General features: G+C 38.8%; 15 protein-coding genes and 1 other annotated feature. All 15 genes read left to right on the top strand.

The genetic code is table 11. The features are described from left to right. Nucleotides 1-20 precede the first annotated feature (20 nt). The 15 genes from ftsW (at nucleotide 21) to obgE (ending at nucleotide 16,126) form a co-directional block, all read left to right on the top strand. Entirely contained in the window at nucleotides 21-1,232 is a 1,212-nt protein-coding gene (ftsW, locus tag ACTO1Y_RS03050; protein WP_441348303.1) for a cell division peptidoglycan polymerase FtsW, read from the top strand. A 23-nt stretch (nucleotides 1,233-1,255) separates the two neighbouring features. Further along, nucleotides 1,256-4,081, top strand: coding sequence for a phosphoenolpyruvate carboxylase (gene ppc, locus ACTO1Y_RS03045; RefSeq protein ID WP_441348302.1), 2,826 nt, complete (start codon nucleotides 1,256-1,258; stop codon nucleotides 4,079-4,081). A 94-nt stretch (nucleotides 4,082-4,175) separates the two neighbouring features. Further along, nucleotides 4,176-4,391 (top strand) — a binding site (T-box leader). 133 nt (nucleotides 4,392-4,524) lie between these two features. Then, the gene (gene trpX / locus ACTO1Y_RS03040) at nucleotides 4,525-5,523 is read left to right on the top strand and encodes a tryptophan ABC transporter substrate-binding protein (protein WP_441348301.1); all 999 of its coding nucleotides are present in this window, start codon (nucleotides 4,525-4,527) and stop codon (nucleotides 5,521-5,523) included. A 61-nt stretch (nucleotides 5,524-5,584) separates the two neighbouring features. After that, nucleotides 5,585-6,451 carry an ABC transporter permease gene (locus ACTO1Y_RS03035; RefSeq protein WP_441348300.1) on the top strand — a complete coding sequence of 289 codons (867 nt, stop codon included), beginning with the start codon at nucleotides 5,585-5,587 and terminating at the stop codon, nucleotides 6,449-6,451. Beyond that, complete coding sequence (locus tag ACTO1Y_RS03030) at nucleotides 6,448-7,206, top strand: ABC transporter ATP-binding protein (RefSeq protein WP_441348299.1); 759 nt, start codon at nucleotides 6,448-6,450, stop codon at nucleotides 7,204-7,206. Before ACTO1Y_RS03035 ends, ACTO1Y_RS03030 begins: the two co-directional genes overlap by 4 nt. A 246-nt stretch (nucleotides 7,207-7,452) precedes the next feature. Next, nucleotides 7,453-9,213 (top strand): DNA primase, encoded by a 1,761-nt coding sequence (gene dnaG, locus ACTO1Y_RS03025; RefSeq protein ID WP_441348298.1) that lies wholly within the window; start codon nucleotides 7,453-7,455, stop codon nucleotides 9,211-9,213. A 2-nt stretch (nucleotides 9,214-9,215) separates the two neighbouring features. After that, nucleotides 9,216-10,325, top strand: coding sequence for an RNA polymerase sigma factor RpoD (gene rpoD / locus ACTO1Y_RS03020; RefSeq protein ID WP_004252673.1), 1,110 nt, complete (start codon nucleotides 9,216-9,218; stop codon nucleotides 10,323-10,325). A gap of 17 nt (nucleotides 10,326-10,342) precedes the next feature. Beyond that, nucleotides 10,343-10,672 (top strand): metal-sulfur cluster assembly factor, encoded by a 330-nt coding sequence (locus ACTO1Y_RS03015; protein ID WP_441348297.1) that lies wholly within the window; start codon nucleotides 10,343-10,345, stop codon nucleotides 10,670-10,672. A 111-nt stretch (nucleotides 10,673-10,783) separates the two neighbouring features. Beyond that, nucleotides 10,784-11,827, top strand: coding sequence for a glycosyltransferase family 4 protein (locus ACTO1Y_RS03010; protein WP_235084085.1), 1,044 nt, complete (start codon nucleotides 10,784-10,786; stop codon nucleotides 11,825-11,827). Between the two features lie 8 nt (nucleotides 11,828-11,835). After that, entirely contained in the window at nucleotides 11,836-13,152 is a 1,317-nt protein-coding gene (locus ACTO1Y_RS03005; RefSeq protein WP_441348296.1) for a glycosyltransferase family 4 protein, read from the top strand. A gap of 26 nt (nucleotides 13,153-13,178) precedes the next feature. Further along, nucleotides 13,179-13,370: a PspC domain-containing protein gene (locus ACTO1Y_RS03000; protein ID WP_441348295.1), complete on the top strand. Its 192-nt coding sequence runs from the start codon at nucleotides 13,179-13,181 to the stop codon at nucleotides 13,368-13,370. Nucleotides 13,371-13,599: 229 nt separating this feature from the next. After that, nucleotides 13,600-13,965, top strand: coding sequence for a hypothetical protein (locus tag ACTO1Y_RS02995; protein WP_441348294.1), 366 nt, complete (start codon nucleotides 13,600-13,602; stop codon nucleotides 13,963-13,965). Nucleotides 13,966-13,985: 20 nt separating this feature from the next. Continuing rightward, on the top strand, nucleotides 13,986-14,435 hold the full coding sequence (locus tag ACTO1Y_RS02990; RefSeq protein ID WP_441348293.1) for a hypothetical protein: 450 nt from the start codon (nucleotides 13,986-13,988) through the stop codon (nucleotides 14,433-14,435). 170 nt (nucleotides 14,436-14,605) lie between these two features. Beyond that, complete coding sequence (locus ACTO1Y_RS02985; protein ID WP_000863850.1) at nucleotides 14,606-14,740, top strand: DUF4044 domain-containing protein; 135 nt, start codon at nucleotides 14,606-14,608, stop codon at nucleotides 14,738-14,740. A 75-nt stretch (nucleotides 14,741-14,815) separates the two neighbouring features. Next, nucleotides 14,816-16,126, top strand: a complete 1,311-nt coding sequence (gene obgE / locus ACTO1Y_RS02980; RefSeq protein ID WP_016465925.1) for a GTPase ObgE — start codon at nucleotides 14,816-14,818, stop codon at nucleotides 16,124-16,126. Nucleotides 16,127-16,135: the final 9 nt, after the last annotated feature.

Below are 16,135 nucleotides of genomic sequence, written 5' to 3'. Positions count from 1 at the left end.
AGATTTGTTAGTGGTGAAGTATGAAAATTAGTAAACGGCACCTGTTGAATTATTCCATTTTAGTGCCCTATATCCTCTTGTCTGTTTTGGGCTTGATAGTGGTATATTCGACAACGAGTGCGTCCTTAATCCAAGAAGGACAGAGCGCTTTTCAATTAGTTCGAAACCAAGGTATATTTTGGTTCGCTAGTTTAATACTGATTGCAGTTATCTATAAGTTGAAGCTAGGATTTTTACGTAATGAACGCTTGTTATTCATTGTGATGTTTTCAGAGTTAGTATTGCTTGCTCTAGCACGTTTGATTGGGATTCCTATTAATGGCGCCTACGGTTGGATTAAAGTAGGACCAATTACTGTTCAACCTGCCGAATACTTGAAAATTATTATTATCTGGTACTTGGCTCAACGTTTTTCAAAACAACAAGAAGAAATTGGTGTCTATGACTTTCAAGTTTTAACTCAAAACCAATGGTTACCAAGATCTTTTAATGATTGGCGATTTGTACTCATAGTCATGATTGGTAGCTTGGCTATTTTCCCTGACCTTGGAAATGCGACAATTCTCTTTTTGGTAGCTTTACTGATGTACTCAATCAGTGGGATTGCTCATCGATGGTTTGCAACTATTCTTGGAATATTGACTAGTTTATCCTTTGTTTCCCTTACAGCCATTAAATTGATTGGTGTGGATAAGTTTTCTAAGATTCCAGTATTTGGATACGTAGCTAAACGATTCAGTGCTTTCTTTAATCCATTTGATGACGTCGCTGGTGCCGGACACCAATTAGCCAATTCGTACTATGCAATGGTTAATGGTGGCTGGTTTGGCTTAGGTTTAGGTAACTCAATCGAAAAGCGTGGCTATCTACCTGAGGCGCATACGGACTTTGTGTTCTCAATCGTCATCGAAGAATTTGGGTTTGTAGGTGCAAGTCTTATCTTAGCTCTATTGTTCTTTTTAATCCTCCGTATTATCTTGGTGGGTGTTCGTGCAAAAGATCCATTCAACTCAATGGTAGCAATTGGTATTGGTGGAATGATATTGATTCAGGTATTCGTCAATATCGGTGGAATCTCAGGCTTGATTCCATCTACAGGTGTAACCTTCCCATTCCTTTCACAAGGGGGTAATAGTCTATTGGTTCTGTCTGTAGCAATCGCCTTTGTCTTAAATATCGATGCTAGTGAAAAACGTGCAAAACTCTATAGCGAATATGAAGCACAGCTTTAAGAAATAGTAACAAGGAGAAAAAAATGTCTCTTCAAAAGTTAGAAAATTTTGGTAACAAAACTGTCGTGCAAGAAGAAGTTCAAATCTTGACAGATTTACTTGAAGATATCACGAAAAATATGCTTCCTGCTGAGACCTTTGACAAAATTATACAATTAAAGGAACTTTCATCAAAGCTTGACTATCAAGGACTGGATAAAGTTGTGGCGGGACTTTCAAATGATGAAATGGTCTACATCTCTAGATATTTCTCTATTTTGCCACTATTAATCAATATTTCTGAAGACGTTGACTTGGCTTACGAGATTAACCATTTAAACAATATCGATCAAGATTACCTTGGAAAATTGTCAACAACCATTGAAATGGTAGCAGAAAAAGAAAATGCGGCCGAGATTCTTGAACGTCTGAATGTCGTGCCAGTATTGACCGCCCACCCAACACAAGTGCAACGGAAGAGTATGTTGGATTTGACCACACATATTCATACTCTTTTGCGTAAGTATCGTGATGTGAAAATGGGTCTTATTAACGAGGAAAAATGGCACAATGATCTGCGTCGCTATATAGAGATTATCATGCAGACGGATATGATTCGTGAAAAGAAACTAAAAGTAACTAATGAAATCACAAATGTGATGGAATACTACAATAGTTCCTTCCTTCAAGCAGTACCAAATCTAATGCTAGAGTATAAACGTCTAGCAAAAGAGCAAGGTATTGACCTAAAACAAGCAAAACCTATTACTATGGGAATGTGGATTGGTGGAGACCGAGATGGGAACCCATTTGTAACTGCTGAAACTCTCATGCGTTCAGCAACTATTCAGAGTGAAGTAATATTAAATTATTATATCAGTAAGATTTCTAGTCTCTATCGTACATTCTCGCTTTCGACAAATTTATCTAAGACAAGCAAAGCTGTCGAAGAAATGGCATCACAATCTCGTGACACATCTGTCTTCCGTGAGAAAGAACCTTATCGTCGTGCTTTTCACTTTATCCAATCTAAATTAATTCAAACACTTTTAAATCTAAAAGAGTGGGCGGTAGTTGGTTCATCAGCAGATGAACGTCATCATGTCGAACGTCTTCTTGGTGCTCAAGGGTACCAACAGGGAGAGATAACCGACTATATCAGTAGCCGACTTACAGGTGCTATCCAAGACTTAGCAGATGAGCGGCCTCCTTACTATGAAACAATTGAAGAGTTTAAGCATGATTTAAATGTTATTAAGGATTCATTACTTGAGAATAAAGCAGAGGCTTTGCTCACTGGTGAGTTTGCAGAGCTTTTAGAAGCAGTCGAAGTATTCGGATTCTTCCTGGCATCAATCGATATGCGTCAAGACTCAAGCGTTCACGAAGCCTGTGTGGCTGAATTGTTGGCATCTGCTGGAATCAATGACCACTATAGCGATTTGTCAGAAGATGAAAAGTGCGAGTTGCTTTTACATGAATTGTTAGAAGATCCTCGAATCTTGTCAGCGACTCATGCTGAGAAGTCTGAACTGCTCGAAAAAGAATTGGCTATTTTCCAAACTGCTCGTGAATTAAAAGATCGTTTGGGAGAAGACGTTATTCGTCAAACAATTATCTCTCATGCAACTAGCGTATCTGATATGTTAGAATTAGCAATCATGCTTAAAGAAGTTGGTCTTGTAGATGATGAAAAAGCGCGTGTACAAATCGTTCCTCTTTTTGAAACAATCGAAGACTTAGATCATTCTGAAGAAACAATGAGAAAGTATTTCTCTTTACCACTTGCTAAGAAGTGGATTGCTTCTAGAGATAATTACCAGGAAATCATGCTTGGCTACTCTGATAGTAACAAAGATGGTGGATACCTCTCATCTTGTTGGACACTCTATAAGGCACAAAAACAATTGACTGCTATTGGTGATGAGTTTGGTGTCAAAGTAACCTTCTTCCACGGTCGTGGTGGTACCGTTGGTCGTGGTGGTGGCCCTACTTATGATGCCATTGCTTCTCAACCACTCAAATCCATCAAGGATCGTATCCGTTTGACTGAACAAGGTGAAGTTATCGGAAATAAATACGGAAACAAGGATGCAGCCTACTATAACCTTGAAATGCTGGTTTCAGCAGCTATTAACCGTATGATTACTAAGAAGAAGAGTGATACCAATACATCAAATCGCTATGAAGCCATCATGGATCAAGTGGTAGAACGCAGCTACGATATCTACCGTGAGCTCGTATTTGGAAATGAACATTTCTATGATTATTTCTTTGAATCTAGTCCAATCAAGGCAATCTCAAGTTTCAATATTGGTTCTCGTCCAGCAGCTCGTAAAACGATTACTGAAATTGGTGGTCTACGCGCCATCCCTTGGGTATTCTCATGGTCACAAAGTCGTGTTATGTTCCCAGGTTGGTATGGAGTGGGTTCAAGCTTTAAGGAATTTATCGATCAGGATCCTAAAAATATCGAAACGCTTAGAGAAATGTATCAAAACTGGCCATTCTTCCAGTCTCTTCTCTCTAACGTAGATATGGTTTTGTCAAAATCTAACATGAACATTGCCTTTGAATACGCTAAACTATGTGAAAGTGAAGAAGTACAAGCAGTCTTCTATACTATCTTAGATGAATGGCAATTGACCAAGAACGTTATCTTGGCCATCGAAGGCTACGAAGAACTTCTGGCAGAAAATACGTACTTGAAAGATAGTCTAAACTACCGTATGCCTTATTTCAATATCCTTAACTATATTCAGTTGGAGTTGATTAAGCGTCAACGTCGTGGTGAGCTTTCTTCAGATGAAGAAAGATTAATTCATACGACTATTAACGGAATTGCTACAGGATTACGTAATTCAGGTTAATACAAGCTATATTATTTAAAAACCGTAGGAATTTTTATAATTTGTAAAAATAATTCATAAAAAGCCTTGACAAGTTTTAGTAAAATGATATAATTTAAGCATTCAGAAAGTAATCATCGAATTTTTTCTAGCGAATCTGTGGTTGGTGAAAACAGATAGATGAAGATGATGAAATTGGGCTGAATGCTATTAAGAATTTGAAATCATAAGAATTCGGTGAGCACACCTTATAGTGCAACTCGTGAAGCGAGTAAGAGCGATAGGAATAGTTCCTATAATTGAGGTGGCACCGCGCATCGACGTCCTCACACAAGTTTTTTGTGTGAGGACTTTTTCTATGGGGAGGAAAAAATTATGGAAATAAAACGATGGCGACGCTTGGTAAAGTTGTATTGAAAGTGAAATGAACATTACTAAGTTTAATAAAATAAGGAGAAATAGATATGAATAAACGTTTAATTGGTATTATTGCAGCACTAGCACTTGTAGTTGGAGGAAGCTTGGTCTACTCTAACTTGACGAAACAAGAAACTAAAACCGAGACAGCTAACAAGACCGCTAAAGTTGGTGTCCTACAATTTGTCAGCCATCCATCACTTGATTTGATTTACCAAGGAATCCAAGATGGACTTGCTGAAGAAGGTTATAAAGGTGACCAAGTTAAAATCGACTTTATGAACTCTGAAGGTGACCAAAGTAAGGTTGCTACAATGAGTAAACAATTGGTGGCAAACGGAAATGATGTCGTTGTCGGAATCGCAACACCTGCGGCTCAAGGTCTTGCAAGTGCAACAAAAGACCTTCCTGTTATCATGGCTGCTATCACAGACCCAATTGGTGCTAACCTTGTACAAAACTTGGAAAAACCAGGTGGGAACATCACTGGGGTGTCTGACCACAACCCTGCTGAACAACAGGTTGAATTGATCAAAACATTGACTCCTGATGTTAAGACAGTTGGAGCTCTTTACTCAAGTAGTGAAGATAACTCTAAATCACAAGTCGAAGAGTTCAAAGTTTACGCTGAAAAAGCTGGTTTGAAAGTAGAAACTTTTGCAGTACCTTCAACGAACGAAATTGCTTCAACAGTGAACGTTATGACTGGTAAAGTTGATGCAATCTGGGTTCCAATTGATAACACAATCGCATCTGCATTTTCAACTGTAGTATCAAGTAACCAAACAGCTAAAAAACCAATCTACCCAAGTGCGACTGCCATGGTAGAAGCTGGAGGTTTGGCATCAGTCGTTGTGGACCAACATGATCTTGGTGTTGCTACTGGTAAAATGATTGCCAAAGTCTTGAAGGGTGAAAAACCTGCAGATACACCAGTCAATGTCTTCTCAACTGGTAAATCAGTGATCAACAAGAAAGTTGCTCAAGAACTTGGAATTACTATTCCTGAATCAGTTATCAAAGAAGCTGGTCAAGTAATCGAATAAGAATAAAGGAGGAGTTGGAGACATCTCCTCCAATTTTTAGAATAAAGGAAATGAATCAAACATGCTAATATCTATTATTTCACAGGGATTGGTCTGGGCTATTCTAGGTTTGGGAATCTTTATGACCTTTCGAATCCTGAACTTTCCAGATATGACAACTGAAGGTTCCTTCCCTTTGGGAGGAGCAGTTGCAGTTACTCTCATTACCCAAGGGGTTAATCCTTTTCTTGCGACTTTAGCAGCTGTAGGAGCGGGTTGTCTTGCTGGTTTAGCAGCGGGCCTTATTTATACGAAAGGGAAGATTCCTACCCTTTTATCAGGAATTTTAGTCATGACTTCTTGTCATTCTATCATGCTCATGATTATGGGACGAGCAAACCTTGGGCTTTTAAATACCAAGCAAATCCAAGATGTTCTTCCTTTTTCATCTGAGATTAATCAATTACTGACAGGTTTGATTTTTGTGACTTTGGTCATTTTACTCATGCTTTTCTTCCTAGATACTAAATTGGGACAAGCTTATATCGCGACAGGAGATAATCCAGATATGGCTCGTAGTTTTGGTATCAATACAGGACGCATGGAGCTTATGGGCTTGGTCTTGTCAAATGGTGTTATTGCACTTGCTGGTGCCCTTATCGCTCAACAAGAAGGCTATGCAGATGTCTCTCGTGGTATCGGGGTTATCGTAGTTGGTCTTGCCAGCTTGATTATTGGTGAAGTCCTCTTCAAAAGCCTTACCCTAGCAGAGCGTTTGGTTACTATTGTTGTTGGTTCCATCAGTTATCAATTCTTGGTATGGGGGGTTATTGCTCTCGGCTTTAACACTAGCTACCTTCGTTTGTACAGTGCTCTTATCCTGGCAACTTGCTTGGTAATTCCAAGCCTTAAGGATAAATACTTGAAAGGAGTCAAATTAAGCAAATGACAGCAATTGTAGAATTAAAAAATGCCACAAAAATTGTGAAAAATGGCTTCGACGAGGAAAAAATTATCCTAAACGATGTTTCACTTGAAATTTATGAACATGACTTTATCACGATATTGGGTGGAAATGGAGCAGGGAAGTCAACCCTCTTTAACTGCATTGCGGGAACTCTACCTTTGACAAGTGGTAGCATTCGCATCATGGGCGAGGATGTAACTCATTTTAGCCCTGAAAAGCGTGCCAAGTATCTTTCTCGAGTTTTTCAAGATCCTAAGATGGGGACTGCTCCACGTATGACAGTCGCAGAAAACCTTTTGATTGCTAAGTTTCGTGGAGAAAAACGTGGTTTATTTCCAAGAAAACTTTCAGCCTATAAAGAAGAATTTCAAGCAACCATTGAGAAGGTTGGCAATGGTCTAGAGAAGCATTTGGATACACCGATTGAATTCTTGTCAGGTGGACAAAGACAGGCCTTGAGTCTCTTAATGGCAACCTTAAAACGTCCAGAACTACTTTTGTTAGATGAGCACACGGCTGCACTTGACCCTAAAACAAGTATTGCCTTGATGGAATTGACAAATGACTTTGTCAACAAGGACCATCTAACAGCTTTGATGATTACCCATCATATGGAAGATGCGCTCAAATATGGCAATCGTCTCATTGTTATGAAAGAAGGACAAATCATCCAAGATTTGAACAAGGATGAAAAAGCTAGAATGAAGATTTCCGATTACTATCAACTGTTTGATTAAGAATTCACATTAACTATAAGCTTAGGGGGAGTATTTTACCTCTAAGTTTTTTGTTTTTGAAACGAATAGAAAATTTTAACTACGTTTTTTTATTTTCAAGGTTATTTGCTTTTAAATGAAATTTAACTTTAAAAAAGTTCATAATCTATGAAATAGAAGCATGCAAAGGGTATGAAATGGTTTACTTTTTTTCAGAAATAAAGTATACTATATAAAGTAAACTGTGATAAAATGGAGGTATTGTCTATGGTTGACAAGAGAGTCATCGAAGAAATCAAAAACAATACCAATATTGTCGAAATCATAGGAGAAGTAATTTCCTTACAAAAATCTGGACGGAACTTTTTAGGGCTCTGTCCTTTTCATGGTGAAAAGACCCCTTCCTTTAACGTAGTGGAAGATAAGCAGTTTTACCACTGTTTTGGTTGTGGCCGTTCTGGAGATGTCTTTAAGTTTATTGAAGAATATCAACAAGTTACCTTTGCCGATGCCGTGAGGATTCTAGGCGAACGTCTTGGGATGCACCTGGAAACTCCTGTCCATAACACTGCTCAACATACGTCCCCTCATCAAAATCTTTATGAGATGCATGATAAGGCTGCACGCTTTTATCATGCTATTCTCATGACAACAAAAATGGGTGAGGAAGCAAGAAACTATCTCTATAAACGTGGCTTGACTGATGATGTCATTAAACATTTTATGATTGGTTTAGCTCCTGCTGAACGTTCTTATCTCTACCAACGTTTAGCTAATGATTATAGCGAAAAGGACTTGCTGGATTCAGGTCTGTTTTATCTTTCCGAGAGTAATCAATTCTTTGATACCTTCCATAACCGGATTATATTTCCACTCTCTAATGATCAAGGTAAGGTAATTGCTTTTTCTGGTCGTGTTTGGCAAGAGACGGATTCTCAAACTGCCAAGTATAAAAATAGTCGAGCGACGGCAATTTTTAATAAGAGTTACGAATTATATCATTTGGATAGAGTAAAAAAAGGGTCTGGTAAAGCTCCTGAAATTTATCTGATGGAAGGTTTTATGGATGTCATTGCAGCCTACCGTGCTGGTATTGAAAATGCTGTAGCTTCCATGGGAACAGCCTTGACTGCTGAACACGTTGAACATCTCAAACGCTTTACTAAAAAAGTGATTATCACTTATGATGGTGATAAGGCAGGACAAGCAGCAACCGCTAAAGTTCTAGAGGAACTTGGTGATTTGCCAGTTCAAATTGTTCAGATTCCAGATGCAATGGACCCTGATGAGTATTTACAAAAGAATTCTCCAGAGGATTTGGCTTATCTTTTATCCAATACTCGAATCAGTCCGATTGAGTTTTATATCCATCATTACAAACCTAGTAATAGTGAAAATCTCCAAGCACAGATTGATTTTATCGAGAAAATTGCACCTCTTATCGTCAAAGAACCCTCTATCACAGCTCAGAACACCTATATTCATTTACTGACTGATCATTTACCATCTTTTGATTATCAACAAGTAGAGCACATTATTAATGAAAGTCGTGTTAGACAGAGACAAGAAAAGGTTAAGCAAGTCATTAATCCGACACCTGTCACTATGTCAGTTTCTAAACAACTGACAGCAGTTATGGGGGCTGAAGCGCATATTCTTTACCGTATGATGGAACATCCTTTGGTGCTCAATGATTATCGCTTGAGAGATAATTTTGTATTTGAAACACCTGAGTTTCAAACCTTGTATGGTCTGCTGATTGATAATGGATCGATCACTTCGGAAGATTTGGCTAACCAGACTAGAGAAGTTGAAAATGCTTGGTACCAAGTGTTAGCCTTGGATTTACCTTCTGAAATGTCTCCAGAAGAGTTAAAAGAAGTGGAAGAGTCGAGAAATCGTGCTCTGTTGAATCAACAAAATTTGCAGATTAAAAAGAAGGTTCAGGAAGCTAGTCATGTAGGTGATACAGAAACTGCTTTAGAAGAGCTTGAACGCTTAATTGCCCAAAAAAGAAGAATGGAGTAAGAATGGCAAAAAAACAAAAAGAAGTAACAACTTTTGATGTCCAAGTCGCTGAGTTTATTCGTAACCATAAGAAAACTGGTACTGCGACAGATGATGAAATTAACAATGTCCTTGTAATTCCTTTTGCTCTTGATGTTGAAGGGATTGAAAATCTTTTACAACGTATTCAAGATGCAGGTATTGCAATCACGGATAACGAAGGAAATCCAAGTGAACGTGTTCTAAGTACAGAAGAAGAACCGGAACTAAGTGATGAGGACTTAATTGGTTCTACATCTGCCAAGGTCAATGACCCTGTTCGTATGTACTTGAAAGAAATTGGAGTTGTACCTCTTCTTACAAACGAAGAGGAAAAAGAGTTGGCCCTTGCTGTTGAGGCTGGCGATGTTGAAGCTAAGCAACGTCTAGCAGAAGCTAACCTTCGTTTGGTTGTGTCTATCGCGAAACGCTATGTTGGACGTGGAATGCAATTCCTTGACTTAATCCAAGAGGGTAACATGGGGCTTATGAAAGCCGTTGATAAATTTGACTACTCTAAAGGGTTCAAATTCTCAACTTATGCAACTTGGTGGATCCGTCAGGCTATTACCCGTGCCATTGCTGACCAAGCTCGTACCATCCGTATCCCAGTTCATATGGTTGAAACCATTAACAAACTTGTTCGTGAACAACGTAATCTTCTTCAAGAGTTAGGACAAGATCCTACTCCTGAGCAAATTGCTGAACGAATGGATATGACGCCTGATAAGGTTCGTGAAATCCTTAAGATTGCTCAAGAACCAGTTTCTCTAGAAACGCCTATTGGTGAAGAAGATGATAGCCATCTTGGTGACTTTATCGAAGATGAAGTGATTGAAAATCCAGTTGACTACACAACTCGTATCGTTTTGCGCGAACAGTTGGATGAAGTTTTGGATACTCTTACAGATCGTGAAGAGAATGTTCTTCGTCTTCGTTTTGGTCTCGATGATGGGAAAATGCGTACGCTAGAAGATGTGGGTAAAGTCTTCAATGTTACACGTGAGCGTATTCGTCAGATTGAAGCAAAAGCTTTGAGAAAACTTCGCCAACCAAGTCGAAGCAAACCGCTTCGTGACTTTATCGAGGATTAAGATAGAGGAGACTGAATATGACTTACACAGAAGAGCAAATTGAAAATATCAAAACACGGATTTTGACAGCTTTAGAAGAAGTTATTGACCCAGAATTAGGCATCGATATCGTTAACCTAGGTCTGATTTATGAGATTCGTTTTGATGGTGATACAGGAGATACAGAGATCGATATGACTTTGACAACTATGGGTTGTCCATTGGCAGATCTCTTAACCGATCAAATTTATGATGCAATGACAGATGTTCCAGAGGTTACCAACGTCGAAGTTAAATTAGTTTGGTATCCAGCTTGGACGGTTGAAAAAATGAGTCGCTATGCGCGCATTGCTTTAGGAATTAAGTAGAATAAAACAAAAAAAGAGAAATAGCATAATTGTTAGGAATTTCCCTGGCTTTTATGCTATCTCTCTTTTAATTTGCTGATTTTCTTTCAATAAAATGATATAATGGATAGTATGGAAAAAGAGAAATTACGCATCAATATGCTAAGCTCAAGTGAAAAGGTAGCAGGCCAAGGTGTTTCTGGAGCTTACCGTGAACTTGTGCAACTTTTGAAACGTGATGCGAAAGACCAACTAATTGTAACGGAGAATCTTCCTGTAGAAGCTGATGTTACTCATTTTCATACAATCGATCTTCCTTATTATTTGTCAACATTCCAAAAGAAGCGTTCTGGTCGTAGAATTGGTTATGTCCATTTCTTGCCTGATACCTTAGAAGGTAGCTTGAAGATTCCATTCTTCCTAAAAGGAATCGTGAAGCGGTACGTATTTTCCTTTTATGACCGTATGGAACATTTGGTTGTGGTCAATCCTACTTTCATCGAAGATTTGGTTGCAGCTGGGATTCCCCGTGAAAAAGTAACCTATATCCCAAACTTTGTGAATAAAGAAAAATGGCATCCACTTCCTGTAGAAGAAGTAAGTAAACTTCGACATGACATGGGGTTGAGCGAAAATCAATTCGTAGTAGTAGGAGCTGGGCAGGTTCAAAAGCGTAAAGGGATTGATGATTTCATTACACTTGCTGAAGAGTTACCAGATATTACCTTTATTTGGGCTGGTGGCTTCTCTTTTGGTGGTATCACGGATGGTTATGAACGCTATAAAAAAATCATGGATAATCCTCCAAAAAATTTAATTTTCCCTGGGATTGTTGAGCCAGAACGGATGAGAGAGCTGTACGCTTTGGCAGATTTGTTCTTACTTCCTAGTTATAACGAGCTCTTTCCAATGACCATTCTTGAAGCTGCAAGTTGTGAAGCACCCATTATGCTTCGAGATTTAGATCTTTATAAGGTGATTCTAGAAGGAAATTATCGACCAACTACTGATGTGGAAGATATGAAAGAAGCCATTTTGGAATACAGAGCGCATCCAGAAGCACTAAAAGAATTAAAAGAGAGGGCTAAGGCTATTTCTAGAGAATATTCAGAAGATCATCTCTTGGAAATCTGGCTTAAATTCTATCGGGAGCAAGCAGCTTTAGGAAAAAAATGAGGTAGTATATGCGAATTGGATTATTTACAGATACTTATTTCCCACAGGTCTCGGGTGTTGCGACCAGTATTCGAACCTTAAAAACAGAGCTTGAAAAGCAAGGGCATGCAGTCTTTATCTTCACGACAACCGATAAGGACGTCAATCGTTATGAAGACTGGCAAATTATCCGTATTCCTAGTGTTCCTTTCTTTGCCTTTAAAGACCGTCGTTTCGCTTACCGTGGATTTACGAAAGCTCTTGAAATTGCGAAGCAATACAAACTCGATATAATTCATACCCAGACTGAGTTTTCTCTTGGTTTATTGGGAATTTGGATTGCTCGTGAACTGAAAATCCCAGTCATTCATACATATCATACCCAATATGAGGATTATGTTCACTATATTGCTAAGGGGATGTTGATTCGTCCAGGTATGGTCAAATACCTAGTCCGTGGTTTTCTACATGATGTCGACGGAGTTATTTGTCCTAGTGAGATAGTCCGTGATTTGTTATCCGATTATAAGGTAAAGGTTGAAAAGCGTGTCATTCCTACAGGTATTGAACTCGCCAAGTTTGAACGGCCCGAGATTGGTCCTGAGCACATCAGTGACCTCCGAGATAAACTTGGTATCAAGAAAAATGAAAAGATGCTTCTAAGTCTTTCTCGTGTTTCGTACGAGAAGAACATTCAAGCAGTTCTGGCAGCTTTACCAGATGTTTTAAAAGAAGAACAAAATGTTAAATTGGTTGTAGCTGGTGATGGTCCTTATTTGAAAAATCTTAAGGAGCAAGCAGAAGACTTACAGATTCAAGATTCTGTTATCTTTACAGGTATGATTCCGCCAAATGAAACGGCACTTTATTATAAGGCAGCTGATTTCTTTATATCGGCTTCTACAAGTGAGACTCAGGGATTGACTTATCTTGAAAGTTTGGCAAGTAAGACTCCTGTTATTGCCCATGGGAATCCTTATCTGGATAATCTTATCAACGATAAAATGTTTGGAACCCTTTATTATGAGGAAAGAGATTTGGCAGGAGCGATTCTCGAAGCCTTACTTGCTACACCGTCAATGGATGAAAAACACTTAGCTGAAAAATTATATGAAATTTCTGCTGAGAATTTTGGTAGAAGAGTCCATGAATTTTATCTAGACCTCATTATTTCAAATAATTTTGCCAAAGAAACAGGGGCTGACGAACCTGTTACAAAACGTATTCTAAAGACAGTCTTTTATATTCCGCAACAGGCCGTTAAGATGCCAGTTAAAGGTTCTAGACGTATGCTTAAGGCATCAAGAAAACAATTAAGAAATTTAAGAGAATACTTGAATGATTAAGATGTGCTGAAGAAAGGAAAATAACAATGAAAAAGAAATTGATGAGAAGCGGTAGAGATCAAAAAATTGGTGGAGTATGCGCAGGAGTAGCACATTATTTTGATATTGATCCTACCATTGTTCGTGTTATTTGGGGAGTTTTGGCTTTCTGTTATGGAGCTGGAATCGTTGCTTACTTGATTTTGTGGGCAATTGCTCCTGTATCAGATGAATTTTAAGAAAAAGATTAGAGTAAAAGCGAGACTAATAATATTCAATGATTTGAAACTTCAAATCGGTAAAATGGGATTCATTTGGGGTTGATTTCTGGTGCGGGATATTAAATTTCATTAAATAGATTTGTCCGTTAAAGGAGTTGAGATAATGAAAAAGAAAAGATGGGCCAAAATCAGTGCACTGGTAGGTATTGTAGGAGGGCCCTTATCGATCTTCTTTATATGTGCGTTATTGGCTGCTGCGATTGGTGCTAGTCGTTCGGGGGCACTGATATCTCTTGCTTTAGCAGTAGTGACATTTGCCATTATCTTTTTCGTAGCATTGAAAAGTTCTTACTATTATAAAAAAGACGAACGTGTGAATCAGTTGATTGCGAATTTATTTGTAACTTCAAGCGGGGTAGGATTCGTTGTAACCTTACTGATTGCCTTGACAAATATTCCAATGTTCAGCGGACTTATTGATTGGATAATGGATGCCTTGTTCGACGGAAGCGATGGCTTTGCACGTGCCCTCGGTTTCATGTTTCTATCAGCGATTTTATCCGTTGTCTGGGGCATTTATTATGCCATGTGCCTATGGAAATTTGAGGACTAACACTTAAAGGAGACGAGAACATGCAAAGTAAGAAATGGGTAATCTGGTGTGTTTTTGTGGGCATTGTTGGAGGAGCATTTTTAATGGTATCTCCCGTGGGATTACTCGCGGCAGGAATCGGAGCAAATGGCCAGATGTTTGGTTCTATATTAATTCTAATACTGTCTACGTATCTGACGAGTTTCTGTGTAGCGTTGAAGAGTAAGCTTTACTATAAAGGCGATGATAGAGTCTCTAAATTCGTGACCAATACGTTTTTAATAGCAGGGACGATTGGATATGCCCCAATCTTTATTTGGTTTATAGGCTATATTCCCTTCTTAAATGACTTGTTATATTGGTTGTTTAGTACGGTTTTTTCTGGACAAGATGCCTTCTCTCTATTTTTTCTAGTGGTAGAGTTTGTCGCGATCCTATCGATTATCAGTGGCATCGGATATGCGATCAGCTTGAAAAACTTCAGAGAATAATGTAAAGCGGATTTTTTCGAGACTTTTATTGATAAGATATTCGGAAATTACAAATAGAGAGGAAATGCGAATTTGACAGATATAAAATAGGGAATCTGATGTGTTTTTGTTGGTGATACATCTGTATCAAATGATTTTTAAAATTAGAGAATAATAATAAAGGAGAGATTATGGCATTCGGTGATAATGGTAAACGTAAAAAAACTTTCTTTGAAAAACTAACAATGTTTGTCGTATTAATCATGTTGTTTGTTACTTTAGCAGGTATTTTTGCGACTGCAATTGGTGTATTTAGCAGATTCTAAATTGCTAGTTGTAGGATTTATTTCAAATAGTTGGTGACTGGGATTTCCCAGCCCTTTTTAAAGTGAGAAGAGAATATGAGTATGTTTTTAGACACAGCCAAGATTAAGGTAAAGGCTGGTAATGGTGGCGATGGCATGGTTGCTTTTCGTCGTGAAAAATACGTCCCTAATGGTGGACCATGGGGCGGTGATGGAGGACGTGGTGGTAACGTTGTTTTCGTTGTAGACGAAGGTTTACGTACCCTTATGGACTTCCGTTACAATCGTCATTTCAAAGCCCAATCTGGCGAGAAGGGAATGACCAAAGGGATGCACGGTAGAGGGGCAGAAGACTTAATTGTCCGTGTACCTCAAGGGACAACTGTGCGTGATGCCGAGACTGGAAAAGTCATTACTGATTTGATTGAGAATGGTCAAGAGTTTATTGTAGCTCATGGTGGACGTGGTGGACGTGGAAATATCCGTTTTGCAACACCAAAAAATCCTGCGCCAGAAATCTCAGAAAATGGAGAACCAGGTCAGGAACGTGAATTACAGCTAGAGCTTAAAATCCTTGCTGATGTTGGTTTAGTTGGATTCCCATCTGTTGGTAAATCAACTCTACTTAGTGTCATCACTTCTGCAAAACCTAAAATTGGTGCCTACCACTTTACAACAATCGTTCCTAATCTTGGTATGGTACGTACTCAATCAGGTGAGTCCTTTGCAGTAGCAGACCTTCCTGGATTGATTGAAGGTGCTAGTCAAGGTGTCGGCCTAGGAACTCAGTTCTTGCGTCATATTGAGCGTACCCGCGTTATCTTGCATATCATTGATATGTCTGCCAGTGAAGGACGTGATCCTTACGAGGATTATCTAGCGATTAATAAGGAACTTGAATCTTACAATCTTCGTCTGATGGAGCGTCCACAAATCATTGTTGCCAACAAGATGGATATGCCAGAGAGTCAGGAAAACCTTGAAGAGTTCAAGAAAAAATTGGCTGCAAATTATGATGAATTTGAGGAATTACCGCCAATCTTCCCAATCTCAGGTTTGACCAAGCAAGGTCTTGCACCTTTATTAGATGCAACTGCTGAACTTCTTGATAAGACGCCAGAATTTCCAATTTACGATGAATCTGAAATGGAAGAAGAAGCATACTATGGCTTTGATGAAGAAGAAAAACCATTTGAGATTGGTCGTGACGATGATGCGACATGGGTTCTTTCAGGTGAAAAACTCATGAAACTCTTTAACATGACCAACTTTGACCGTGATGAGTCTGTTATGAAGTTTGCCCGTCAGTTGCGTGGAATGGGAGTTGATGAAGCTCTGCGTGCTCGCGGTGCTAAGGATGGTGACCTTGTTCGTATTGGTAAATTTGAGTTTGAATTTGTAGACTAGGAGATAGCT

This window comes from Streptococcus sp. V728 (assembly GCF_052077995.1).
Taxonomy (GTDB): Bacteria; Bacillota; Bacilli; order Lactobacillales; family Streptococcaceae; genus Streptococcus; species Streptococcus infantis_B.
The sequence above is the reverse complement of the archived record's forward strand: the minus strand, read 5'-3'. Positions and strand labels throughout refer to the sequence as shown.